We start from the raw sequence: 24,547 nt of genomic DNA on the forward strand, positions 1-24,547 counted from the left end.
TGCCAGCTTGCGCTGGCATCGGGCGCCTGCACGGCGCCACGCCCAGGCGCGACGGCTTTATAAACCCCGCAGGCTAGTCGCCCGAAACTGACTTAAACCTGAACATGACCGCCGATCCGCCTCCCGTTGGACGGAACGCGGATTTTCATGGCGGCCGGCCATCCCCGGAAGGCAGGCTAAAATGTCAGGTTTTCGAAATTCAGCCAGGACTCGCCATGGAAGCCGAACGTCAGAACCAGCTCGCCGCCCGACTCGCCGATTACGCCGAGCGCGAACAGGCTCTACGGAGGTATCTTTGACTACGATGCCAAGTCCGAACGCCTGCAAGTCGTAAACGCCGAGCTCGAAAACCCGGACGTCTGGAACGATCCCAAGCATGCCCAGGATCTGGGCCGCGAAAAGAAAAGCCTGGAAGACGTGGTCACGACCCTGTCCGCCCTGGGCAGCGGCCTGGCCGATGCCGCCGAACTGTTCGAACTGGCCGCCGCCGATGACGACGACGCCACGCTGATATCCATCGAGGGCGATGCCGACGCCTTCCAGGAAAAGCTCGAAAGCCTGGAATTCCGGCGCATGTTCGCCAACCCGGCCGACCCCCTGAACTGCTTCCTGGACATCCAGGCCGGCGCCGGCGGCACCGAGGCCCAGGACTGGGCGTCGATGCTGCTGCGCCAATACCTGAAGTACTGCGAACGCAAGGGCTTCAAGGCCGAAGTGCTGGAAGAATCCGAAGGCGAAGTCGCGGGCATCAAGTCCGCCACCATCAAGGTGGAAGGCGAATACGCCTTCGGCTACCTGCGCACGGAAACCGGCGTGCATCGCCTGGTGCGCAAGAGCCCCTTCGATTCCTCCGGCGGGCGCCATACCTCCTTCGCCAGCGTGTTCGTCTATCCCGAGGTCGACGACTCCTTCGAAATCGAGATCAACCCCGCGGACTTGCGTGTCGACACCTACCGGGCCAGCGGCGCGGGCGGGCAGCACATCAACAAGACGGACTCCGCGGTCCGCATCACGCACATGCCCACGGGCATCGTCGTGCAGTGCCAGAACGACCGCTCGCAGCACCGCAACCGCGCGGAAGCCATGCAGATGCTGAAGTCGCGGCTGTACGAACTGGAGATGCGCAACCGGATGGCCGAGCAGCAAAAGCTGGAAGACTCCAAGACCGACGTGGGCTGGGGCCACCAGATCCGCTCCTACGTGCTGGACCAGAGCCGCATCAAGGATCTGCGCACCAACGTGGAAATCTCGAATACCCAAAAGGTGTTGGACGGCGACCTCGATCCCTTCATCCAGGCCAGCCTGAAACAGGGCGTCTGACGCCTCGCGGCTTCCCTTTCCTACCCACTGACGCACGCGCAAAAGGTAATCCCATGCCCCAATCCGTAGTCGTTCTGACCGGCGCTTCCCGCGGTATCGGCGCTGCCCTGGCCCGCCAGCTGGCCCAACCCGGCACCCGGCTGATCACGCTGGCCCGCCGCCAGGATCCCGAACTGGAGGCCCATGCCAAGGCACGGGGCGCGGAACTCGAACAGATCGCCGTGGACCTGTCGGACACGGCGGCGGCCACGGCCGTCGCGGCACGGGTGGCCGCGGGGCTGCCCCGGGATGCCGAACGCTACGTGCTCGTCAACAATGCGGGCACCGTCAGCCCGGTGGCCCCGGTCGACGCCCTGGAAGACGCCGCGGCGATCAACCAGGCCCTGAACCTGAACGTGGTCGCCGTCATGCTGCTGACCTCGCGCTTCCTGGCCGCCACGCGCGACCTGCGCGCCGAGCGTCGCGTGCTGAACATTTCCTCCGGCGCCGGACGCAACCCCACCGCGGGCTGGGGCGTGTACTGCGCGACCAAGGCGGCGCTGGATATGTACACGCGCGTCGCCAAGCAGGAGCAGGATGCGCACGGCGCGAAGCTGGTATCGCTGGCGCCTGGCGTCGTCGACACCGATATGCAGGGCGTCATCCGCTCCAGCGATCCCGGCGCCTTCCCGGCCCTGCCGCGCTTCCAGGACCTGCACGCCAGCGGCAAACTGGCCAGCCCGGCCGACGTCGCGGCGCGCATCGCCGCCTATCTGGACCGCGACGATTTCGGCGCCACTGAAATCGACGACATTCGCAATTACAACTGATCCGCACCATGACCGATACTTCGACCGCCTCCGGCGCGCAGGACCTGGCCGGCCGCGAGGAAAACCGGCTGATCGCCGAACGGCGGGCCAAGCTGGCCAAGCTGCGCGAGAGCGGCCCCGCCTACCCGAACGACTTCACGCCGGACGCGCGCGCCGCCGATCTGCACGCGGCCTATGACGACACCGACCAGGAAGCCCTCACGGCGCTGGCCAAGGTCGTCAAGGTCGCCGGCCGCATGATGCTCAAGCGCGTCATGGGCAAGGCCAGCTTCGCGACCGTGCAGGATGCCAGCGGCCGCATCCAGATCTACCTGGACCGCGGCGTCCTGGGCGAGGACAGCTACGCGGCGTTCAAGCAGTGGGATATCGGCGACCTGATCGCGGTCGAGGGCGCGGTCTTCAAGACCAACAAGGGCGAACTGTCCATCCATGCCTCGCAGGTACGGCTGCTGTCCAAGTCCCTGCGTCCGCTGCCCGACAAATTCCATGGCGTGGCGGACCAGGAACTGCGCTACCGCCAGCGCTACGTCGATCTCATCATGACCGACGCCACGCGCCGCACCTTCGAAGCGCGCAGCAAGACCATCGGCGCCATACGCCAGTACATGCTGAACGCGGGCTTCCTGGAAGTGGAAACGCCGATGCTCCACCCCATTCCTGGCGGTGCGGCGGCCAAGCCCTTCGTCACGCATCACAATGCATTGGACATGGAGATGTTCCTGCGCATCGCGCCGGAGCTCTACCTGAAGCGCCTGATCGTGGGCGGCTTCGACCGCGTCTTCGAGGTCAACCGCAATTTCCGCAACGAAGGGGTCAGCCCGCGCCACAACCCCGAATTCACCATGATGGAGTTCTACGCCGCCTATACCGATTACCGGTGGCTGATGGACTTCACCGAACAACTGATCCGCCAGGCGGCGATCGCGGCCACCGGCAGCGCCGTGCTGACGTACCAGGAACGCGAGCTGGACCTGTCCAGGCCCTTCGACCGCCTGACCATCTGCGAAGCCATCCTGAAGTACGCGCCGCGTTATACCCAGTCGCAGCTGGACGACGCATCCTTCCTGCGCGCGGAGCTGAAGAAACTGCAAGTGGACGTGGACGCGCCGCCGCTGGCCCGCGCCGGCCTGGGCGCGTTGCAGCTGGCACTGTTCGAGGAAACCGCCGAAGCCCAGTTGTGGAGTCCGACGTACATCGTCGACTACCCCGTAGAGGTCTCGCCCCTGGCACGGGCCTCCGACACGCGTCCGGGCATCACCGAGCGCTTCGAACTCTTCATCACCGGCCGCGAGATCGCCAACGGCTTCTCGGAACTCAACGATCCCGAGGACCAGGCGGAACGCTTCCGCGCGCAAGTCGAGGCCAAGGACGCCGGCGACGAGGAAGCCATGTATTACGACGCGGACTACATCCGGGCGCTGGAATACGGCATGCCGCCCACCGGCGGCTGCGGCATCGGCATCGACCGCCTGGTCATGCTGCTGACGGACAGCCCCAGCATCCGCGACGTTATCCTGTTCCCGCACCTGCGGCGCGAGGACTGACGGGCCGGCATGGCGCCGAACCGGCGCCGTTTTCCAGGGCCCGCTCAGGCCGCGCCGCGCAGCCCGGCTGCCTGTGCCCAGCGCCGCGCCACGGCGGGCGAGGTCGCGCACGAGGCCACGCGCGTCACCACGCGTACGGCGCGCTCCAGCAGCTGGATATCGGCTTCATGCTGGCGCGCCACGTGGGGATCTTCAAAGAAGATCACGCGCTGGCACTGGCGCTCCAGCACCAGTTCGGCGATCTGGGCGTCGCCGCCCAAGGGGCCGCTCAGGTAGCGGTGGGTCCAGGGCTTTTCCTTGGGCCAGCCGCGCGACCACGCCAGGTCGTTCAAGCGCCCGCCTGTCGTGCCCGTGGCGACACGCCGGCGGAAACGCGACAACAGGTCGAAATGCTGGTCCGCGAAGGCGACCATCTCATCCTTCAGGGCGTCATGCGCGACCAGCGCCAGCGTCTGCGTGGAAAAATCGAACAAATGCGCCATGGCGGGATCCGGCGCCAGTCCGGCATGCAGGCGTTCGACCTCCACCCATTCCAGCGCACCGGCCAGGGTGGAAATAAAAGGTTTGCCATGCGTGACGCACTGGCGTTTGAGCGCCTGCGCTTCCGGGAAGACCGAGGACGGATCCACGGGGTCGATGAAATAAATGGCGCCGTCGAAGGGCACCGTGCCATCGCGGCCTTCGGTCACCCGGGCCACCAGTTTCATCAGGCCGCCCTCGCGTCCGTAGGGGTAGCGGATCAGCCCGGCATAGCCCTGCAGCATGCCCTCGCGCGAAATGGCGTCGTGCGTGCGGCCCACGGTATACAAATGCATGCCCAGCTCGCGGATGCTGGCCGAACAGGCCCGCAGCCAGTCGAACAGCACGGCATCGGGGGTTTCGTGATGCAGCCTATTGGCGGCCAGGCCGAAATGCAGGATGGGAGCGGACATGGCGGAACAGTCGACGTGGACAGGGAAAGTCGGGCAGCTACGGATCATACCGCCGCCGCACCGCTTCCATCATGTCAGTCCTGTTCCTCGATCCACGCCTGCTGTATGGCTTCCAGGATTTTCTCGCCGCAGTGCTTGGGATCGTCGCTGAAATCAGGCAGCGCCAGCACCATGTCGCGCAGGCCGGTGAAGCGGACCTGGCTGGGATCGACATCCGGATGCGCGTCGGCCAGCGCCGCGGCGATATCGTAAATATCGGTCCACTTCATCAGTGGTTCTCCTTGGCGTGGTTGATGCTGTAGCGCGGGATTTCGACGGTCAGGTCCTCGTCCGTGATCCTGGCCTGGCACGACAGGCGCGAAGTGGGGGTCAAGCCCCAGGCCTTGTCGAGCAGGTCCTCTTCCATGTCGGTGGCGTCTTCCAGCGACTGGTATCCCTGGCGCACCACCACGTGACAGGTGGTGCAGGCACACGAGAGCTCGCAGGCGTGCTCGATTTCCACATCGTGGTCGAGCAGGACCCGGCATATCGACTCGCCACTGGGGGCGTTCTCGATGACTTTACCCTCGGGGCAGATGTCGGGATGGGGCAATACGGTCAGTTTCGGCATGATGGGAACACAAAAAACGACCGCTCAGGTCAACTCGTCCAGCTTGCGGCCCGACAGGGCCTGGCGAATACTGCGGTCCATGCGGCGCGCCGCGAAGGCTTCGGTGGCTTCCGACAAGGCATGCACCGCGGCGCGTACGGCGTCGACGTCCTCGCTATGGGCGGCGGCTTCGGCATCGACCAGCGCCTGGTCCACCCGGGCACGTTCCTGGGTGTCCAGCAGATCGCCATCCGCGGCCAGCGCGGCGCGCACCGAATCCACCAATTGCCGCGCTTCCACCTGCTGCTCGCGCAGCATGCGCGCACGCGCGTCCGCGTCCGCCTGATCGATGCTGTCGGCCAGCATGCGGGTGATTTCGTCGTCGGAAAGCCCATAGGACGGCTTCACCGTGACCGAGGCCTCCACGCCCGTACTTTGCTCGCGTGCCGTCACACCCAGCAGGCCGTCCGCGTCCACCTGAAAGGTGACGCGGATGCGGGCGGCTCCCGCCACCATGGGCGGAATACCGCGCAGCTCGAAGCGCGCCAGCGATCGGCAGGCCGACACGAGCTCGCGTTCGCCCTGGACGACGTGGATACTCATCGCGCCCTGGCCGTCCTTGAAGGTCGTGAACTCCTGCGCGCGCGCCACCGGGATCGTGCTGTTGCGGGGGATGATGCGTTCCACCAATCCGCCCATGGTTTCCAGCCCCAGCGACAAGGGAATCACGTCGAGCAGCAGCCAGTCTTCGCCGGGCGAGCGGTTGCCCGCCAACAGGTTGGCTTGCAAGGCCGCGCCCAGCGCCACCACCTGATCCGGGTCCAGGTCCGTCAGCGGAGTCGTCCCGAACAGCTCGCCCACCGCGCGCCGCACCAGGGGCATGCGCGTGGCGCCGCCCACCATGACCACGCCACGCACCTCGGCGGGCGTGAGATTCGCGTCGCGCAGCGCGCGGCGCGCCGCGTCCAGCGTGCGCGCCACCAGGGGCGCCGCCATGGCTTCGAACTGTTCGCGCGTAAGCGGCGCGTCCACCAGCGTGCCGTCCTGCAACTGGAAGCCGACCGTGGTTTCGTCGGCATCCGACAAGCGCTCACGCGCCGCGCGGGCCGCCACCAGCAGGGCCCGGCGATCGTGGCGCGACCAGGCATCCGAGCCGGCGATGGCGCCGGCGATGTGCCGGGCGATCAGGGCGTCGAAGTCATCGCCACCCAGCGCGGTGTCGCCGCCCGTGGCCACGACTTCGAACACGCCCTTGGTCAGGCGCAGGATGGACACGTCGAAGGTGCCGCCCCCCAGGTCATAGACCGCATAGACGCCTTCCGCGGCATTCTCCAGCCCATACGCGATCGCCGCGGCGGTCGGCTCGTTCAGCAGGCGCAGCACGTTCAGACCGGCCAACCGGGCGGCGTCGCGAGTCGCCTGCCGCTGGGCATCGTCGAAATAAGCGGGCACGGTAATCACCGCCCCCACCAGTTCGTCGCCCAGCGCGGCCTCGGCGCGGCTGCGCAGCCGCGCCAGGATATGCGAGGACACCTCGACCGGGCTCAGATCGCCCTGCGCGGTGCGCAGCCGCACCATGCCGGGCGCATCCACGAAGTCATAGGCAGCGGCGGAGGCGCGGGCCTCTTCGGCCGTGCGTCCCATGAAGCGCTTCACCGACACGATGGTATTGCTGGGATCCTCGGCCTGCGCGGCCAGGGCATCGTGCCCGACCACCGGCTCGCCATCGGCCGAATACCGCACGGCGGACGGGAGCAGCGCACGGCCGGCTTCATCGAGCAGGACCTCGGGCACGCTGCTGCGTACCGTCGCCACCAGCGAGTTCGTCGTGCCCAGGTCTATGCCCACGGCGAGCTTGCGCTCGTGCGGCGCGGGGGATTCGCCCGGTTCTGAAATCTGCAGTAAGGCCATGGTTGGATTAACACGGTTATGGGTAGCGCCGTCTCCACGGCCAAACCCGCGATTGTAGGCCCAGGCTAGCCTAATCGGCGGCTTGCGCCAGCTCCTGGCTGATCTTGCGCACGAACATCCATTCGCGGATCTTCGTCGCGGCGGCCGCGGCATCGTTCTGCTGGTCCAGCAGGCCGCCCACCTGGCGCTGGAAATCGGCCTCCGCCTCGCGCAGCTCGGTCCGCAGCGCATCGGCCGCGGATCCCTGCCCGCCCTGCTCGCGCACGTCGTCGAGCATCTCGCGCCAGGTCATCTGCTGCATCAGGAAATCGGTGTCCATGGACGTATTGCTTTCCGTCTGCAAGTCCACCCCGGCCTGCTCGCACAGATAGCGGGCGCGCAGCAAGGGATCGCGCAACTGCCGGTAGGCCTCGTTCGCCCGCGCGGACCATTGCATGGCGACGCGCCGCTCGGCGGGGGACGCGGTGGCGTAACGGTCCGGATGCACCCGCGCCGCCACCGCGCGCCAGGCCTGTTCCAGCTGCGCCGCATCGATGTCAAAACGCGCGGGCAGCCCGAACAGCGAAAAATGATCGTCCACGGCCGCCAAGATTCACACCGTGAAGGACTCGCCGCAGCCGCAGGTCGCCTTTTCGTTGGGGTTGTGGAATTTGAACCCCTCGTTCAAGCCTTCACGCGCGTAGTCGAGCTGCGTGCCATCGATATACGCCAGGCTTTTCGGGTCGACGAATACCTTCACGCCGTGGCTTTCGAACACCTGGTCGGCGGCGTCCGGCTCGTCCACATATTCGAGCTTATAGGCCATGCCCGAACAGCCGGTGGTCCTGACGCCCAGGCGCAAGCCCACCCCTTTGCCGCGGCGCTGCAAATACCGGCTGATGTGGTTGGCCGCTTGGGGAGTCAGCGTGATCGCCATAATCAACTCCGCGTATGCTTTTCTTTGTAGTCCTTGACGGCCGCCTTGATGGCGTCCTCCGCCAGGATGGAACAGTGGATCTTTACCGGCGGCAGGGCCAGTTCTTCCGCGATTTGCGTATTGCGGATGTTCATGGCCTCGTCCAGCGTTTTGCCCTTGACCCATTCGGTCACCAGCGAGCTGGAAGCGATGGCCGACCCACAGCCGTAGGTCTTGAATCGCGCATCCTGTATGACGCCGTCCGGACCGACCTTGATCTGCAATTTCATGACGTCGCCACAGGCGGGCGCGCCGACCATGCCGGTACCGACGGAATCGTCGCCTTTCTCGAAAGACCCGACGTTGCGGGGGTTTTCGTAGTGATCCAGAACTTTTTCGCTATATGCCATGATGTTTTCTCCTTCGCCAGGCGAAGGCCTTCGAATTGGTTCACCTCGCGCGGCGGACGCCGCGCGATTCAGCGCGTCAGTGCGCGGCCCACTGGACGGAATTCAGGTCGATGCCTTCCTTGGCCATCTCCCAGAGCGGCGACATGTCGCGCAGCTTGCCGACCCGCTTCTTCAGCAGGTCGACGGTGAAGTCGATTTCCTGTTCCGTCGTGAAGCGCCCTATCGTGAAGCGAATCGAACTGTGAGCCAGCTCGTCATTGCGGCCCAGCGCGCGCAGGACATAGGAAGGCTCCAGGCTGGCGGAAGTACAGGCCGACCCGCTGGACACCGCCAGTTCCTTGACCGCCATGATCAGGGACTCGCCTTCCACGTAGTTGAAACTGACGTTCAGGTTGTGCGGCACGCGGCGGTCCATATCGCCGTTCAGGTAGACCTCTTCGATTTCCGACAGGCCGGCCCACAAGCGGTCGCGCAGCATGCGGATACGCTCGTTCTCGGTACCCATTTCCTCGCGCGCCAGTCGGAAGGCTTCGCCCATGCCGACAATCTGGTGCGTGGGCAGCGTGCCCGAACGGAAGCCCCGCTCATGGCCACCGCCGTGCATCTGCGCTTCGATGCGCACGCGCGGCTTGCGCCGCACGTACAGCGCGCCGATGCCCTTCGGGCCATAGGTCTTGTGCGCGGAGAACGACATCAGGTCCACCTTGAGCTTTTGCAGGTCGATTTCCACCTTGCCGGTCGCCTGCGCGGCGTCGACGTGGAAAACGATGTTGCGCTCGCGACAGATCTCGCCCAGGGTTTCGATATCCTGGATGACGCCGATCTCGTTGTTGACCATCATCACCGACACCAGCACCGTATCGGGGCGCAGCGCCGCCTTGAAAACGTCCAGATCGATCAGGCCGTTTTCCATGACGTCCAGGTAGGTGACCTCGAAACCCTGGCGCTCCAGCTCACGGGCGGTATCCAGCACGGCCTTGTGCTCGGTCTTGACCGTGATGATGTGCTTGCCGCGCTCCTTGTAGAAGTTCGCGGCGCCCTTGATCGCCAGGTTGTCCGACTCGGTGGCACCGGAAGTCCAGATGATTTCCCGTGGGTCGGCGTTGACCAGCTTGGCCACTTCCTCGCGGGCGCGTTCCACCGCGTCTTCCGCTTCCCAGCCGATGGAGTGGCTGCGCGAGGCGGGATTGCCGAAGTGCTCGTACAGCCACGGCACCATTTTTTCCACCACGCGCGGATCGACAGGCGTCGTGGCGGAATAATCGAGGTAGATGGGACGGGTAGTCATTTCGTACAGCTCCTGGTTTTCTTATACGGTGGCCGATGCGCCGGACTGCGCCGTGCTGGCATTCGCGCACGGGCTGGCAACGCCGGCGCCGTTGGTCATGCGGTTCACCCGCACCGTGCCGTTCTGGGCCTGGTTGCTGGCTTCCTGGAGTTGCCGCACGCGCTGCTGGTCCACCAGGTCTTGCAAGGAAACGGAATCCAGGTAATCCACCATCTTGCGGTTGAGCGTGGCCCATAGCTCGTGCGTCATGCACTTGCCCGACTTGCCGTCCTTGCCGCTCGTACAGTCCTGCTTGCCGCCACAGCTGGTGGCATCGAGCGGTTCGTCCACGGCGAAGATGATGTCGGCAACCGTGACATTGCGCGCCAGGCGCGCGAGCGAATAGCCGCCGCCCGGGCCACGGACGCTGTCGACGAGCTCATGCCGCCGCAGCTTGCCGAAAAGCTGCTCGAGATAGGAAAGGGAAATATTTTGGCGCTGGCTGATGGCCGCCAGCGTGACCGGACCGCTATGCTGGCGCATGGCAAGGTCGATCATGGCGGTCACGGCAAAACGTCCTTTGGTAGTCAGCCGCATATCGAGGGTTCCTGTTTAGCCAGTAGGCCCGGCCCAGCCGGGTTCCAATACCTGAGTAATTGCCTCAAGTATAGCCTATTCCCGACTAATTTGCTATGAAACCCTGCTGCCGATAGGGCTGAGCAGGAAGCCTCCGACCCCCTGAAAAGCACACAGCCGCGCGCGATGGTCGCGGGCGGCTGTTTCGGGTGGAGCGCCGGTTTCGCGCCAGCATGGCGGGGAATCGGCGCGAAGTACTGCCAGGTTTATGCGGCCTGATACTGGGTGGCACGCTTGCGCACCAGCTCCAGCACGCCCTGACAGGCGTCTTCCAGATAATCGAGGACCTTGCCAAAACCTTCCGGGCCGCCATAGTAGGGGTCGGGGACGGTCGCTTCCTCGAATTCATTGGCGAACCGCATCAGCAGCATCAGCTTGTGCTGGTACGCCTTCGGACATTGCTGCTGAAGCGCGGACAGGTTTTCCCAGTCCATCGCCAGGATGAGATCGAACTCGCGGAAATCATCGGGCGTGACCTGACGCGCCTCGCAATGCGTGATTTCGTAGCCGCGCTTGCGGGCGGCGGCCTGGGCCCGGGCGTCCGGGGCTTCGCCAATATGGAAGGCATGCGTACCGGCGGAATCTATCCGCACGACATCGCCCAGCCCGGCGTCATTGACCAGCCGGCGGAACACGCCTTCTGCGCTCGGCGAGCGGCAGATGTTGCCCATGCAAACGAAAAGTACCTTGGTCATCATGCTTAATAGTCTGAGGGAAAACCCGCAACTAGGCAAGCTTTTTTTCAGTGGAAACCACCTATTGCAGTGCACATTTCGCAGCGCAAAAATCCAGTTGAATTAGGGACTTATAGGATAAATCTAATCAAGCTATTGACGTTTCCTAAGCGGGATTTCCGCCCCGATTCAATGACATCCGAGGCCGCCTTGCAACACGAAATCGTGTCCCGGATATTTCACTGGCATGACATGTTCGCGACAGTCGGCTACAGATTCTGCGCGGCCCCCATGGGCGCCGCCCAGGCCGGGCGTGCCGGGCGGCCGCCTTAGCGGGCCCCATCCAGCAATACCCGTTCCTTCAAGGCATTCAGGGCGTCGCGAGCGGCCGCGGCCTGTTCGAATTCCAGATTGCGGGCGTGATCCATCATGAGTTTTTCCAGGCGGCGGATTTCCCTGGCCAGCGCCTTCTCGTCCGTCAGCACTTCGGCCGGCAGCGCGTCCTCGATCGTCGGATGCTGGACGGGCGCCACCACCCCGTCGATCAATTCGCGCACGGCCTTTTGCACGCCCTTGGCGGTAATGCCGTGGGCCTGGTTGAAGTCTTCCTGCTTCTTGCGCCGGCGTTCGGTTTCGCCGATGGCCCGGTGCATGGAATCGGTGACCCGGTCCGCGTAAAGGATGGCCTTGCCATTCAGATTGCGCGCCGCGCGCCCGATGGTCTGGATCAGGCTGCGCTCGGAACGCAGGAAACCTTCTTTGTCCGCGTCCAGGATGGCAACCAGGGAAACCTCCGGAATATCCAGGCCCTCGCGCAGCAGGTTGATGCCGACCAGCACGTCGAAGGTGCCCAGGCGCAGGTCGCGGATGATTTCCACCCGTTCCACCGTATCGATATCCGAGTGCAGGTAGCGCACGCGCACACCGTGCTCCGCCAGGAAGTCGGTCAGGTCTTCGGCCATGCGCTTGGTCAGCGTGGTCACCAGTACGCGATCGGACTCGGCGACGCGCAGCTTGATCTCGCCCAGCAGGTCGTCGACCTGCGTGCGCGCGGGACGCACTTCCACAATGGGATCCACCAGGCCGGTGGGCCGCACCACCTGCTCCACCACATTGTCCGCGTGCTCCTGCTCGTAGGCCGATGGCGTGGCCGACACGAACACGCACTGGCGCATGCGCGCCTCGAATTCCTGCAGCTGCAGCGGCCGGTTGTCCAGCGCCGATGGCAGGCGGAACCCGTACTGGACCAGGGTTTCCTTGCGCGACCGGTCGCCGCGGTACATGCCGCCCAGCTGGCCGATGGTGACGTGACTTTCGTCGATGAACATCAGCGCGTCGGCGGGCAGATAATCGATCAGCGTCGGCGGCGGCTCGCCCGGCGCCGCGCCGGACAAGTGGCGGGAGTAGTTCTCGATGCCCTTGCAGAAACCGAGCTCCTGGAGCATTTCCAGGTCGAAGCGCGTACGCTGCTCCAGGCGCTGGGCCTCCACCAGCTTGCCTTGCGTGGTAAAGAACTGCACGCGCTCGCGCAGCTCTTCCTTGATGGTTTCGATGGCGCGCAGCACGGTGTCGCGCGGGGTGACGTAATGCGACCCCGGATAAACCGTGAAGCGCGGCACCTTCTGCCTGACCTTGCCGGTCAACGGATCGAACAATTCCAGCGTCTCGACCTCGTCGTCGAACAACGTCAGGCGCAAGGCGAGTTCGGCGCTTTCCGCCGGGAAAATATCGATGGTTTCGCCGCGCACGCGAAACACCCCGCGGGTGAAGTCGGCATCGTTGCGCGTGTACTGCATGGCGACCAGCCGGGCCAGTATCTCGCGCCGGGAAATCCGGTCGCCCACGCGCAGGATGAGCACCATGGCGTGATAATCGCCGGGATTGCCAATACCATAGATGCAGGATACGGTGCCCACGATCACCGTATCGCGGCGCTCGAGCAGGCTTTTCGTGGCCGATAGCCGCATCTGTTCGATATGCTCGTTTATCGACGAATCTTTTTCGATAAACAGATCGCGCGTCGGCACGTACGCTTCGGGCTGATAATAATCGTAGTAGGAGACGAAATACTCCACGGCGTTCTTCGGAAAGAACTCCCGCATTTCGGCATACAGCTGCGCGGCCAGGGTTTTGTTGGGCGCCAGTACCAGCGCGGGCCGTCCGAGCCGCGCGATCACGTTCGCCATGGTGTACGTCTTGCCCGAGCCCGTCACGCCCAGCAAGGTCTGGTACATCAGACCGTCGCGCACGCCATCCGTCAGCGCGGTGATTGCGCCGGGCTGGTCTCCCGCCGGCGGATAGGGCTGGAAGAGCTGAAAAGGGCTGTCCGGAAATTCGACGAATCCAGGTTCGCTCATGCTAGACTGTCTCAGGGTAAACCCCCCATTATCCGCCGCATGCACGGCTGCGTCCACCTACCCTTTTTTGCGATCCGATGAGCACCCTTTTCCAAAACGTCGAGTTGGCCCCGCGCGACCCCATCCTCGGGCTGAATGAGCAGTTCAACGCCGATACCCGGCCGGGCAAGGTCAATCTGGGCGTGGGGGTGTATTACGACGACAACGGTCGGATTCCGCTGCTGCAGGCGGTGCGCAAGGCTGAAGTCGCCCGCATCGAAGCCGCGGCCGCCCGGGGCTACCTGCCCATCGAAGGCATCGCCGGCTACAACAAGGGCGCCCAGGCGCTGCTGCTGGGCGCGGATTCTCCGCTATCGGCCGCCGGCCGCGTACTGACCGCCCAGGCGCTGGGCGGTACGGGCGCGCTGAAGATCGGCGCCGACTTCCTGCGTCAACTGCTGCCGCAGGCCAAGACCTATATCAGCGACCCCAGCTGGGAAAACCACCGCGCGCTGTTCGAGCGCGCCGGCTTCCAGGTGGAAACCTATCCCTACTACGACGCCGCCACGCACGGCCTGAACATCGAAGGCATGCTGGCCGGACTGAAATCCATGCCGGCCGGCAGCATCGTCGTTCTTCATGCCTGCTGCCACAACCCCACCGGCGTGGACCCGACTCCCGAGCAGTGGCAGCGCATTGCCAATGTCGTCAAGGAACGCGACCTCGTTCCCTTCCTCGACATCGCGTACCAGGGCTTCGGCGCCGGGCTGCATGAAGATGCCGCCGTGGTGCGGCTGTTCGCCGACATGGACATGACGGTCTTCATCAGCTCGTCTTTTTCCAAGTCGTTCTCGCTGTACGGCGAACGCGTCGGCGCGCTGACGGTCATCGCCGGCAGCAAGGACGAGGCGCAGCGCGTGCTCAGCCAGCTCAAGCGTGTGATCCGCACCAACTACTCGAACCCGCCGACCCATGGCGGCACCGTCGTCTCCACGGTGCTGAACACGCCGGATCTGTTCGCCTTGTGGGAACAGGAGCTCGCCGGCATGCGTGACCGCATACGCCTGGTGCGCCGCCAACTGGTGGAAAAAATCAAGGAAAACGGCGCGCAGCAGGATTTCAGCTTCGTCCTCGACCAGCGCGGCATGTTCTCTTACTCGGGCCTCACGTCGGCCCAGGTGGATCGCCTGCGTGAAGAACATGGTATCTACGCCGTGTCCAGCGGACGCATCTGCGTTGCGGCACTGAATAGCCAGAACATCGACGTTGTCGCCAAGAGCATCGCCGCCGTACTGAAAGGCTGAGCGCCAACCGCGATACCGACGATACCGATATGAAGCCGGGGCCCGCAAGGGCCCCGCTTGGTTTCCGGCCTGGTCCTTCTCACCGCCCGGCTGTTCCTTCACTACCTGACTGTCCTTCACTACCTGACTGTTCCTTCACCGCTTGGTTGCGCGTTCACCGGGTGGTTCGTTCATTTCCCGGCTTGGCTTATTTGCCTGCAGATGGCGGTCCCCCCTTGCGTTTTGAAGCTGCGTCCCCCAAAATGCGTAGCTGTATATCCATACAGGGCAACCGGAACGCGCAATGGCCAGCAAACTTACCGACCGCCAACAGCAAATCCTGGATCTCATACGCCAAGCGGTGGCAAGCACGGGCTTCCCCCCTACCCGCGCCGAAATCGCCCAGGCGCTGGGTTTCCGTTCGCCCAACGCCGCGGAAGACCACCTGAAAGCGCTCGCGCGCAAAGGCGCGATCGAGCTGACCGCCGGCGCCTCCCGCGGCATCCGCCTCAAGGAAACGCGGCCGGAAGCCAGCCAAGCCATGCTCCCCTTGCCATCGCTGGCGCAACTCATGCTCCCCTTGGTGGGACGCGTCGCCGCCGGCAGCCCCATCCTAGCGGCCGAACATGTCGAACGCGACGTAGGCGTGGATCCGGCCTTGTTCGCGCAGCGGCCGGACTATCTACTGAAGGTGCGCGGCATGAGCATGCGCGACGTCGGCATACTCGACGGCGACCTCCTGGCCGTCAAGAAGGCGAGCGAGGCGCGCGAAGGCCAGATCGTTGTCGCCCGCATCGACGAAGACGTTACGGTCAAGCGGCTGCATCGCCAGGGCGGTCGAATCGAACTGCTGCCCGAGAATCCCGAGTTCGAGCCCATCATCGTCCAGCCCGGGCAGGAATTCGCGCTGGAAGGGATCGCGGTCGGGCTTATCCGCACACAAGCCCTGCACTAAAAGCAAAAGAAAAGGGCCTGGCCGCTTACGCGTCCAGGCCCATTTTTCGTCTGCCTGCCAGGCCGGTTGTCCTTACCGTCGTCGCCTCGGGGCCGAACAATCCATCACGGCAACCATCAGTGCTTGGTCACGGGATCCGTGGCCTCCGACGCCGCTGCCGGCGACGGGGTCACCAAGGGCTTGTCCTTGGCCTCGTCTTCCGATATCGGGTCCGGCATGCGCTCCAGGGCCCGCTCCAGCACTTTGTCTATCCAGCGCACCGGTACGACCTCGAGCTGGTTTTTGACGTTGTCGGGGATCTCGGCCAAATCCTTGACGTTTTCCTCGGGGATCAGCACGGTCTTGATGCCACCCCGGTGTGCCGCCAGCAGTTTTTCCTTCAGCCCGCCGATGGCCAGGACTTCGCCACGCAAGGTGATTTCGCCCGTCATCGCGACATCCGCGCGCACCGGGATGCCCGACAGCGCCGACACCATGGCGGTAGTGATCGCGATACCGGCGGACGGGCCGTCCTTGGGCGTCGCGCCTTCCGGCACGTGCACGTGCATGTCGCGCTTTTCGAAAACACTGTCGGCAAACCCCAGGCGACGAGCGCGCGAACGCACTACTGTCCGGGCCGCCTCGACCGATTCCTTCATCACATCGCCCAGGGAACCCGTACGCTGAATGGCTCCCTTGCCCGGCATATCGGCGACTTCGATGGTCAGCAGATCGCCGCCCACCTCCGTCCAGGCCAGGCCGGTTACCTGGCCTACCTGGTTTTCCTTTTCCGCCATGCCAAAGTTGTACCGGCGCACGCCCAGGTAGTCGTTCAGGTTCTCCGATGTGACAGCGATGGGCTTGGCCTGGCCATTGGCGTCGGCCTTGTCCTTGGCGTCGCGCTCCGTCAGCAGTTGCTTGACCACCTTGCGGCAGATCTTGCCGACCTCGCGTTCCAGGGCGCGCACCCCGGCTTCGCGCGTGTAATACCGCACGATATCCCGAAGCGCCGATTCGTCGATGGTCAGCTCCGTTTCCTTCAAGCCGTTGTTCTTCAACAGCTTGGGGATCAGGTGATCGCTGGCGATGTGGACTTTCTCGTCCTCGGTGTAGCCGGACAAGCGGATGACTTCCATCCGGTCCAGCAGGGCCGGCGGGATGTTCAGCGTGTTGCTCGTCGCCACGAACATCACATCCGACAGGTCGAAATCCACCTCGACGTAATGGTCCTGGAAGGTGTGGTTCTGTTCCGGATCCAGCACTTCCAGCAGCGCCGACGAAGGGTCGCCGCGGAAATCCATGCCCAGCTTGTCGATTTCGTCCAGCAGGAACAGCGGGTTGCGAACGCCGACCTTGCTCATGTTCTGCAGGATCTTGCCCGGCATCGACCCGATATAGGTGCGGCGGTGGCCGCGGATTTCGGCCTCGTCGCGCACGCCGCCCAGGGCCATGCGGACGAACTTGCGGTTCGTCGCCTTGGCGATCGACTGACCCAGGGAGGTCTTGCCCACACCCGGGGGCCCCACCAGGCACAGGATGGGCGCCTTGACCTTGTCCACCCGTTGCTGCACGGCCAGGTATTCCAGGATGCGTTCCTTGACCTTCTCAAGGCCATAGTGATCGTCGTCGAGCACGGTCTCGGCATTGCCGATGGAGTTATTGACCTTGCTCTTCTTGCGCCACGGCAGGTTGATCAGCGTATCGATGTAGTTGCGCACCACCGTCGCTTCTGCCGACATGGGCGACATCAGCTTGAGTTTTTTCAACTCGGCGTCGGCCTTCTTGCGCGCTTCCTTGGGCATGCGCGCGGCGACGATTTTCTTTTCGAGCTCCTCGATGTCCGCGCCTTCTTCGCCCTCGCCCAACTCCTTCTGAATGGCCTTGACCTGCTCATTCAGGTAGTAGTCGCGCTGGCTTTTCTCCATCTGCTTTTTCACGCGGCCACGGATCCGCTTCTCGACCTGCAGGATGTCGATTTCGGTTTCCAGTTGCGTCAGCAGGCCTTCCAGGCGCTCCGCCGTGCCGAAGATTTCCAGCATCTTCTGCTTCTGCTCGAGCTTCAGCGGCAGATGGGCGGCAATGGTATCGGCCAGGCGGCCGGCATCGTCGATGCCCGCCAGCGAGGTCAGGATCTCCGGCGGGATCTTCTTGTTGAGCTTCACGTACTGCTCGAACTGCGCCACGATGGCGCGGCGCAGCGCTTCCGTCTCGGAACCCTGGATGGGGTCGAGCTCGATGGGCACGACTTCGCACGTGAAGTGAGACTCCACGTCGTCCACGCGCGTGATCCGGGCGCGCTGCGCGCCTTCGACCAGCACCTTCACGGTACCGTCGGGCAATTTCAGCATCTGCAGAATGCCCGCCACGCAACCGATCTCGTATACGTCCTCGGGCGAGGGATCATCCTTGCCGGCGGATTTTTGCGCGACCAGCATAATGCTCTTGCCGGCCTCCATGGCCACTTCAAGCGCGCGTATGGAGCGGGGACGTCCGACGAACAGCGGGATGACCATGTGCGGGAACACCACGACGTCGCGCAGCGGCAACAGCGGAAGGTCGATGGGTTCTGAAGGCAGGGTCTGAGTGCCAGACATAAAGAATTCCTTGGGATGACTCAACGTATCGGCGATACGGCGGAAAAACGTGTCAGCGATGTCCCGTCTATCGTCAGTTACGTCTGATATGGGAACAATAGCCGAAAAATCAAGATTCCGGCTGTTCACCGCGAAAAGCTTAAAAAACCCGTCATCCAGGACGGGTTTTTTTCAAGTCGCTTTACGCGGCGGCGTCCCTGACTTCGCCCCGATCCGGTTTGGATGTCTGCGCGGCATCATCCGCATAGATGAGCAAAGGCTGTCCGTCGCCTTCGATGACGTTTTCGTCGAGCACGACGCGGCTGACATTGCCCAGCGACGGCAACTCGTACATCGTATCGAGCAGCGCGGATTCCAGGATGGACCGCAATCCGCGTGCCCCCGTCTTGCGCTTGAGCGCCTTGCGGGCGATGGCGCGCAGGGCCGCGGGCCGCACGTCCAGTTCCGCGCCTTCCATGGCGAACAGCTTCTGGAATTGCTTGACCAGGGCGTTCTTGGGCTCGGTAAGGATCTGCACCAACGCGGCTTCGTCGAGCTCGTCCAGCGTCGCAACCACCGGCAAACGACCAACCAGTTCAGGAATGAGACCGAACTTGATGAGGTCTTCGGGTTCCGCTTCGCTGAACAATTCCCCCACGCCCCGTTCGGACTTGGCCCGTACCGACGCCGAAAAGCCGATACCGGATTTCTCGGTCCGGTCTCGAATGACCTTTTCCAGCCCGTCGAAGGCGCCGCCGACGATGAAGAGGATATTGGTGGTATCGACCTGCACGAAGTCCTGGTTGGGGTGCTTGCGCCCGCCCTGCGGCGGAACGGAAGCCACGGTGCCTTCGATCAACTTCAGCAGCGCCTGCTGGACCCCTTCGCCCGATACATCCCGCGTAATGGAGGGGTTATCGGACTTGCGCGAAATCTTGTCGATTTCGTCGATATAGATAATGGCTCGCTGCGCCTTCTCGACTTCGTAGTTGCAGTTCTGCAGCAGCTTCTGGATGATGTTTTCGACGTCCTCGCCCACATAGCCGGCTTCGGTAAGCGTGGTCGCGTCGGCCATGACAAACGGCACGTTCAACATGCGCGCCAGGGTCTGGGCCAGCAGCGTCTTGCCGGAACCGGTGGGCCCCACGAGCAGGATATTGCTCTTGGAAAGCTCGACCTCGTCGCCCTTGAGCTCGCCGTGGCGGATGCGCTTGTAGTGGTTGTACACGGCAACCGCCAGCGTGCGCTTGGGCGTATTCTGGCCAATGACGTATTGGTCCAGGAAATTCTTGATCTCAGTCGGGGTGGGCAGTTCCGAGCGAATGGCGGCGCGCGCCGTCGCCTGCGCTTCTTCCCGAATGATATCGTTGCAAAGATCGATGCATTCGTCGCAGATGAACACGGAAGGCCCCGCGATCAGTTTGCGGACCTCGTGCTGGCTCTTGTTGCAGAAAGAGCAATGCAGCACCTTCGCGTCTGCCGATCCCTTTTTTTCAGGCATATATATCTCTGGTGACGATGGATGCCGCGCCTGCGCGCGCCACCCATCCTACGCTGGCTCGAAATACGGCGGTAGGAACCGGACCCGCGGACGCCTTAGCGATCCTCGGAGCGCGAGGCCAGCACCTTGTCCACCAAGCCATACGATAACGCATCTTCCGCCGACATGAAGTTGTCGCGCTCCGTGTCCTGGGCGATGCGTTCCTGGGGCTGGCCGGTGTTATCCGCCAGGATGCGATTCAGGCGATCCCGCAGGCGCAGGATCTCTTCCGCCTGGATCTTGATGTCGCTGGCCTGGCCCTGGGCGCCGCCCGAGGGCTGGTGAATCATGATGCGGGAGTTGGGCAGCGTGTAACGCTTGCCCTTCTTGCCCGCCGCCAACAGGAAAGCGCCCATGCTCGCTGCCAGCCCGGTGCACAGGGTGGACACGTCGGGCTTCACGAAGTTCATCGTGTCGTAGATGGCCATGCCGGCGTAGACGGAACCACCCGGCGAATTGATATAGAACGAGATGTCCTTGTCCGGGTTTTCCGATTCCAGGAACAGCAGCTGGGCCACGACCAGATTGGCCGAGTTGTCGGTCACCGGACCGACCAGGAATATGACGCGTTCCCGCAACAGGCGGGAATAGATGTCGTAGGCCCGTTCGCCGCGTCCGGACTGTTCGATCACCATGGGGATGTACCCCAGGCCCGTCGGCGTCACGGAAGTGCCGCCGTGCATGGACGCATAAAAGTCCGTAAATCTATCCATCAAGCCATCCCCATCAACTGTTCGAAAGGCACCTGCTCATCCTTGACCTGGGCCTTCTCGAGCACATAGGAAACCACATTGTCTTCCACCACGAGGGCCTCGATTTCGGCGCGGCGCTGGCGGTCGGACAAATAATAGCTGACCACCTGGGCCGGCTCTTCGTAGTTCTGGGCGAATTCCTCGATACGCGCGCGGACCTGCTCGGGCTTGGCCTGCAATTGCGCATCCTTGACCAGCTCGGACACCAGCAGGCCCAGGCGCACGCGGCGCTCGGATTCCGTGCTGAAGGCTTCCGGCGGGATCGGTACCGAATCGGCGTTGGGCAATCCACGCTGCTTCAGTTCTTCGCGGGCGGCCGCGACGCGGCTGCTCACGTCGCTATCCACCAGCGCGGCCGGCACTTCGAATTTGGCGGCTTCGGCCAGTGCGTCCATGACGCTGTTCTTCGTGCGCACGAGCAGGCGCGTCTTGGCTTCGCGCTCGACGTTCTTGCGGATGTCGGCCTTCAGCTTTTCCACGTCGCCTTCCGCCTGGCCCAGGGACTTGGCGAATTCGCCATCCACGGCGGGCAGCACGGCTTCAGCCACTTCCTTGACCGTGATGGTGAACTCGGCCGTCTTCCCGGCAACTTCCTTGCCTTGGTAGTCCTCGGGGAAGCTCAAGGGGAATACCTTGGTTTCGCCCGCCTTCATGCCCTGGGCGGCGGCCTCGAATTCGGGCAGCATGCGGCCTTGCCCCAGGACGAAGGGGAAGTCCTCGGCCTTGCCGCCTTCGAAGGGCACACCGTCGATGGTGCCCGCGAAATCCAGTGTCACGCGATCGCCGTCCTGGGCCGCCCGGCCTTCGCGTGCTTCGTAGGTCGCGCGTTGCTTGCGCAGCACGTCGATGGTGCGGTCGACCTCGGCATCGGTGACGGGAGAGTCGTAGCGGGTCACGGACAGGCTGGCCAGGTCCGGCACGGCGACTTCCGGATAGACCTCGAAGGTGGCGGAAAACGCCAGCGTGTCGTCGGCGACCCCTTCGGTCTTCGGTTCGATGGAAGGCGTGCCGGCGATACGCAGCTTGGCGGAATCGACGGCCTGTTCGAATGCACGGCCTACCTGCGTGTTGATGACGTCGTAGCGGATGCCGGGACCATGGCTGCGTTCCAGCATGTTCATGGGCACCTTGCCGGGACGAAAGCCCGGCACCTTGGCGGTACGCGCGACGCGCTTCAACTGCGCCTGGACTTCTTTTTCGACGTCCGCCACGGACACGGACAGATCGACGCGGCGCTTCAGGCCGGAGAGGGTTTCAACCACAGGCTGCATTAGAAAAGACCTATTTGCGAGTGAAGGGGAAGATGGGAATCAACCGGTCATTTTACCGGAAACTCATCGCCCGCCCTCCGGCACGGGGCCGGCGCCCGGGGACGGATAAGCCGGGCGTTGATCCGACGGACGGAAACCGGCGCCGCGGCGGCCGCGCCGTCACGGAAAGCATCCCGTCAGCTTGATAGAATTCCAGCCCTCTCCAGCCCCGAACCACTGCGTATTTCTTCCCTATGGATTCCCGCGCCCCCGGCGATACCCGTCCCCGCCTGAGCACCATGGCGGCCCTGATCTTCAGCTCGCGCTGGCTGCAACTGCCCTTGTACCTGGGCCTGATCGTCGCCCAGGGCGTCTACGTGCTGCTTTTCCTGAAAGAGCTGTGGCACCTGGTCAGCCATGCCACCACCTTCGGCGAACAGCAGATCATGCTGATCGTGCTGGGACTCATCGACGTCGTCATGATCTCCAATCTGCTGGTCATGGTGATCGTCGGCGGCTACGAGACCTTCGTATCGCGATTGCGGCTGGAAGGCCATCCGGACCAGCCGGAATGGCTGAGCCACGTCAACGCCAGCGTTCTGAAGGTGAAACTGGCGATGGCCATCATCGGCATCTCGTCGATACACCTGCTGCGCACCTTCATCGAAGCCGGCGCGCTCGGTACGCCGGGGATGAATTTCACGCAGACCGGCGTGATGTGGCAGACCATCATCCACTGCGTGTTCATACTGTCTGCGATCGGCATCGCCTATGTGGACCGGCTGCTCATCCCGCCGCACGCGGCGGGCAAGGACCACGGCGCGCATTGAGCCGGCCAGGGCGGCCCAACGCAATCCCGCAAGAGCCGCCCCCGCCCCGCCAAGCCGGCAAACGAAAAAGGCGTGCCCTGCGGCACGCCTTTTTTATTCCCTGCCATCGGGCCCCGTCACGACATGGACTCCGTTGCGGCGATGAATCGCCAAGAGGCCAAGAGGGGAACGACACCACGGCCGCCGGACGCGGCCGCCAGGTCATTTGATAATCTGGATGTTCATCGCGGCCGGGCCCTTGGCGCCCTGCCCGACTTCATAGGTCACGCGCTGGTTTTCCTGCAGCGTCTTGTACCCTTCGGTACGAATCTGCGAAAAATGCACGAAAAGATCCTTGCTGCCATCGTCGGGCACGATAAAGCCATAGCCCTTTTCCGCGTTGAACCACTTGACGATGCCCGTTGCCATATTTGCCACCACCTGGACTGATGAAAGAAGAGATGCGCTAGATTATCAAGGAAGGGAAATCGGCAACTACAGTACCTTTGACGGCGACAGATAGAATTAAGACCACGTCGCTTGAATATCCGGCCGGTCGAGTGTAATCAGGATTTTTTTACGGGGTCAACCGCGGCCGACCGGAAAATCAGCCATTTCCGCCGGCGATGACGCGCCTTAGGGTAGCAGCACGACCGCTCGACCGGGCAAGCCGCCCGAACGACCGGCGCGCAGGCCCTGGACAAGCACCGCGCCGGATGGCGCGCATCCGGCCCGGGCGGGGAATTCTGGTGCGAAGGAGGGGACTCGAACCCCTACACCTGTTACGGCGTCAGGACCTAAACCTGGTGCGTCTACCAATTTCGCCACCTTCGCAAGCGCAGCCCGATATTGTAGCTTGCTTGTTAAAATCGCGCCCCATGAATCCCCGCCTCGATGCCTTACACCCCTACCCCTTCGAAAAGCTGCGCCGCCTGATGGCGGACGCCGGCTCGCCACCCAGCGGGCTCGCGCCGATCAATCTGTCGATAGGCGAACCGAAGCACGACACGCCGGCACGCGTCGCACAAGCCATGGCCCAAGCTCTTCCGGGCGGCCTGGCGTCCTACCCCACCACGAAAGGCGAGCCTCGGCTGCGCGAGGTCATCGCCCAATGGCTGGCCAAGCGCTACGGCATCCCGGCTCCGGATCCGGACACGCAGGTGCTGCCGGTGCTGGGCTCGCGCGAGGCGCTATTCGCCTTTGCCCAGTCGGTGATCGATCCGACCGGCAATGACGTGGTCATCTGCCCCAACCCGTTCTACCAGATCTATGAGGGCGCCGCGCTGCTGGCCGGTGCCCAGCCCTATTACGTCAACGCCGATCCCGCCCGCAATTTCGGCCCGGACTGGAGCCAGGTGCCGGACGAGGTCTGGCGCAGGACGCGCATGGTGTACGTCTGTTCGCCGGGAAATCCGGCGGGCAATGTGATGTCCATGGACGATTGGCGCGAGATCCTCGAACTGAGCGACCGCTACGGTTTTATCGTGGCATCCGACGAATGCTATTCCGAGATCTACCTGAACGAAACGCAGCCGCCGCTTGGCGGCCTGCAGGCGGCCCAGGCGCTGGGCCGTAGCGACTACCGCAACCTGATCGCGTTCTCCAGCCTGTCCAAGCGGTCCAATGTCCCGGGCATGCGTTCCGGCTTCGTGGCCGGCGACGCCGCCCTGGTGGCCCGCTTCCTGCTTTACCGCACCTATCATGGCAGCGCCATGAGCCCCGTCGTATCGGCGGCCAGCATCGCCGCGTGGACCGACGAAACGCATGTGCGCGAGAATCGCCGCCTGTATCGCGAGAAGTTCGACGCCGTGGTACCGATCCTGCAGCGTGCGATGGACGTCCAGCGCCCCGCCGCATCCTTCTATTTGTGGGTTCCCACTCCCACGGCCGACACGGACTTCGCGCGCGACCTGTACGCGCGCACCGGCGTGACCGTACTGCCCGGCAGCTTCCTGGCGCGCGACGCGCATGGCCGCAACCCGGGGGTCAAGCGCATCCGCATGGCGCTGGTCGCGCCCCTGACGCAATGTGTGGACGCCGCCGAACGCATCGCCGACTTCGTCAAATCCGCTGTTTAACCCCA

General features: G+C 63.8%; 23 protein-coding genes and 1 tRNA gene. 7 read left to right on the forward strand and 17 right to left on the reverse strand.

Translation table 11 applies throughout. The features are described 5' to 3' along the window. Positions 1–215: 215 nt before the first annotated feature. From prfB to lysS, 3 genes are all read left to right on the forward strand, one after another. Positions 216–1,320, forward strand: a protein-coding gene (prfB, locus tag BAU06_RS16050; RefSeq protein ID WP_156770250.1) for a peptide chain release factor 2 whose coding sequence is annotated in 2 segments (ribosomal slippage) — positions 216–296 and positions 298–1,320 — 1,104 coding nt in all. Because the reading frame shifts where the segments join, the coding sequence is not laid out codon by codon here. A gap of 53 nt (positions 1,321–1,373) precedes the next feature. Continuing rightward, positions 1,374–2,129: an SDR family oxidoreductase gene (locus tag BAU06_RS16055; protein WP_066351812.1), complete on the forward strand. Its 756-nt coding sequence runs from the start codon at positions 1,374–1,376 to the stop codon at positions 2,127–2,129. An 8-nt stretch (positions 2,130–2,137) separates the two neighbouring features. Then, positions 2,138–3,673, forward strand: a complete 1,536-nt coding sequence (gene lysS, locus BAU06_RS16060) for a lysine--tRNA ligase (protein ID WP_066351822.1) — start codon at positions 2,138–2,140, stop codon at positions 3,671–3,673. 44 nt (positions 3,674–3,717) lie between these two features. Here the strand turns inward: lysS and BAU06_RS16065 are convergent, their stop codons facing one another. The 11 genes from BAU06_RS16065 to uvrB all read right to left on the reverse strand — a co-directional run bounded on the left by BAU06_RS16065 (position 3,718) and on the right by uvrB (position 13,344). Further along, positions 3,718–4,605, reverse strand: coding sequence for a methylglyoxal synthase (locus tag BAU06_RS16065; RefSeq protein ID WP_066351829.1), 888 nt, complete (start codon positions 4,603–4,605; stop codon positions 3,718–3,720). Positions 4,606–4,679: 74 nt separating this feature from the next. Further along, the gene (gene iscX, locus BAU06_RS16070; RefSeq protein WP_066351838.1) at positions 4,680–4,874 is read right to left on the reverse strand and encodes a Fe-S cluster assembly protein IscX; all 195 of its coding nucleotides are present in this window, start codon (positions 4,872–4,874) and stop codon (positions 4,680–4,682) included. Beyond that, positions 4,874–5,215, reverse strand: a complete 342-nt coding sequence (fdx, locus tag BAU06_RS16075; protein WP_066351843.1) for an ISC system 2Fe-2S type ferredoxin — start codon at positions 5,213–5,215, stop codon at positions 4,874–4,876. Before fdx ends, iscX begins: the two co-directional genes overlap by 1 nt. A gap of 24 nt (positions 5,216–5,239) precedes the next feature. Continuing rightward, a complete protein-coding gene (hscA, locus tag BAU06_RS16080; protein ID WP_066351846.1) occupies positions 5,240–7,105 on the reverse strand; it encodes a Fe-S protein assembly chaperone HscA in 1,866 nt (621 codons plus the stop codon). Positions 7,106–7,175: 70 nt separating this feature from the next. Further along, on the reverse strand, positions 7,176–7,694 hold the full coding sequence (gene hscB / locus BAU06_RS16085) for a Fe-S protein assembly co-chaperone HscB (RefSeq protein ID WP_066351851.1): 519 nt from the start codon (positions 7,692–7,694) through the stop codon (positions 7,176–7,178). Between the two features lie 3 nt (positions 7,695–7,697). Further along, positions 7,698–8,021 carry an iron-sulfur cluster assembly protein IscA gene (gene iscA / locus BAU06_RS16090; RefSeq protein ID WP_066351853.1) on the reverse strand — a complete coding sequence of 108 codons (324 nt, stop codon included), beginning with the start codon at positions 8,019–8,021 and terminating at the stop codon, positions 7,698–7,700. A gap of 2 nt (positions 8,022–8,023) precedes the next feature. Next, positions 8,024–8,410, reverse strand: coding sequence for a Fe-S cluster assembly scaffold IscU (gene iscU / locus BAU06_RS16095; RefSeq protein ID WP_066351855.1), 387 nt, complete (start codon positions 8,408–8,410; stop codon positions 8,024–8,026). A 76-nt stretch (positions 8,411–8,486) separates the two neighbouring features. Next, the gene (locus tag BAU06_RS16100; RefSeq protein ID WP_066351864.1) at positions 8,487–9,698 is read right to left on the reverse strand and encodes an IscS subfamily cysteine desulfurase; all 1,212 of its coding nucleotides are present in this window, start codon (positions 9,696–9,698) and stop codon (positions 8,487–8,489) included. A 21-nt stretch (positions 9,699–9,719) separates the two neighbouring features. Continuing rightward, a complete protein-coding gene (gene iscR, locus BAU06_RS16105) occupies positions 9,720–10,274 on the reverse strand; it encodes a Fe-S cluster assembly transcriptional regulator IscR (RefSeq protein ID WP_066351866.1) in 555 nt (184 codons plus the stop codon). A gap of 245 nt (positions 10,275–10,519) precedes the next feature. Then, positions 10,520–11,011, reverse strand: a complete 492-nt coding sequence (locus BAU06_RS16110) for a low molecular weight protein-tyrosine-phosphatase (protein ID WP_066351875.1) — start codon at positions 11,009–11,011, stop codon at positions 10,520–10,522. Positions 11,012–11,316: 305 nt separating this feature from the next. Then, positions 11,317–13,344 (reverse strand): excinuclease ABC subunit UvrB, encoded by a 2,028-nt coding sequence (uvrB, locus tag BAU06_RS16115; protein WP_066351883.1) that lies wholly within the window; start codon positions 13,342–13,344, stop codon positions 11,317–11,319. 77 nt (positions 13,345–13,421) lie between these two features. Between uvrB and BAU06_RS16120 the strand changes: the two genes are divergently transcribed. Then, complete coding sequence (locus BAU06_RS16120; RefSeq protein WP_066351888.1) at positions 13,422–14,627, forward strand: amino acid aminotransferase; 1,206 nt, start codon at positions 13,422–13,424, stop codon at positions 14,625–14,627. 283 nt (positions 14,628–14,910) lie between these two features. Then, complete coding sequence (lexA, locus tag BAU06_RS16125; protein WP_066351892.1) at positions 14,911–15,561, forward strand: transcriptional repressor LexA; 651 nt, start codon at positions 14,911–14,913, stop codon at positions 15,559–15,561. Between the two features lie 116 nt (positions 15,562–15,677). On the opposite strand, the gene lon is transcribed toward lexA, so the two are convergent. The 4 genes from lon to tig all read right to left on the reverse strand — a co-directional run bounded on the left by lon (position 15,678) and on the right by tig (position 21,676). Next, positions 15,678–18,134: an endopeptidase La gene (gene lon / locus BAU06_RS16130; protein ID WP_066351895.1), complete on the reverse strand. Its 2,457-nt coding sequence runs from the start codon at positions 18,132–18,134 to the stop codon at positions 15,678–15,680. Between the two features lie 181 nt (positions 18,135–18,315). Continuing rightward, entirely contained in the window at positions 18,316–19,614 is a 1,299-nt protein-coding gene (clpX, locus tag BAU06_RS16135; RefSeq protein WP_066351897.1) for an ATP-dependent Clp protease ATP-binding subunit ClpX, read from the reverse strand. A gap of 95 nt (positions 19,615–19,709) precedes the next feature. Continuing rightward, positions 19,710–20,366: an ATP-dependent Clp endopeptidase proteolytic subunit ClpP gene (gene clpP / locus BAU06_RS16140; protein WP_066351899.1), complete on the reverse strand. Its 657-nt coding sequence runs from the start codon at positions 20,364–20,366 to the stop codon at positions 19,710–19,712. Continuing rightward, entirely contained in the window at positions 20,366–21,676 is a 1,311-nt protein-coding gene (tig, locus tag BAU06_RS16145; protein ID WP_066351901.1) for a trigger factor, read from the reverse strand. Before tig ends, clpP begins: the two co-directional genes overlap by 1 nt. 233 nt (positions 21,677–21,909) lie before the next feature. Between tig and BAU06_RS16150 the strand changes: the two genes are divergently transcribed. Beyond that, complete coding sequence (locus BAU06_RS16150) at positions 21,910–22,485, forward strand: TIGR00645 family protein (RefSeq protein ID WP_066351905.1); 576 nt, start codon at positions 21,910–21,912, stop codon at positions 22,483–22,485. Between the two features lie 201 nt (positions 22,486–22,686). Here BAU06_RS16150 and BAU06_RS16155 read toward each other — a convergent pair whose 3' ends face one another. Continuing rightward, the gene (locus tag BAU06_RS16155; RefSeq protein ID WP_066351924.1) at positions 22,687–22,893 is read right to left on the reverse strand and encodes a cold-shock protein; all 207 of its coding nucleotides are present in this window, start codon (positions 22,891–22,893) and stop codon (positions 22,687–22,689) included. 318 nt (positions 22,894–23,211) lie between these two features. Further along, positions 23,212–23,298 (reverse strand) — tRNA-Leu (locus tag BAU06_RS16160). Between the two features lie 44 nt (positions 23,299–23,342). Here BAU06_RS16160 and dapC point away from each other — a divergent pair. Beyond that, complete coding sequence (gene dapC / locus BAU06_RS16165; RefSeq protein WP_066351925.1) at positions 23,343–24,542, forward strand: succinyldiaminopimelate transaminase; 1,200 nt, start codon at positions 23,343–23,345, stop codon at positions 24,540–24,542. Positions 24,543–24,547 lie beyond the last annotated feature (5 nt).

It is taken from the genome of Bordetella bronchialis (genome assembly GCF_001676705.1).
Taxonomy (GTDB): domain Bacteria; phylum Pseudomonadota; class Gammaproteobacteria; order Burkholderiales; family Burkholderiaceae_B; genus Bordetella_C; species Bordetella_C bronchialis.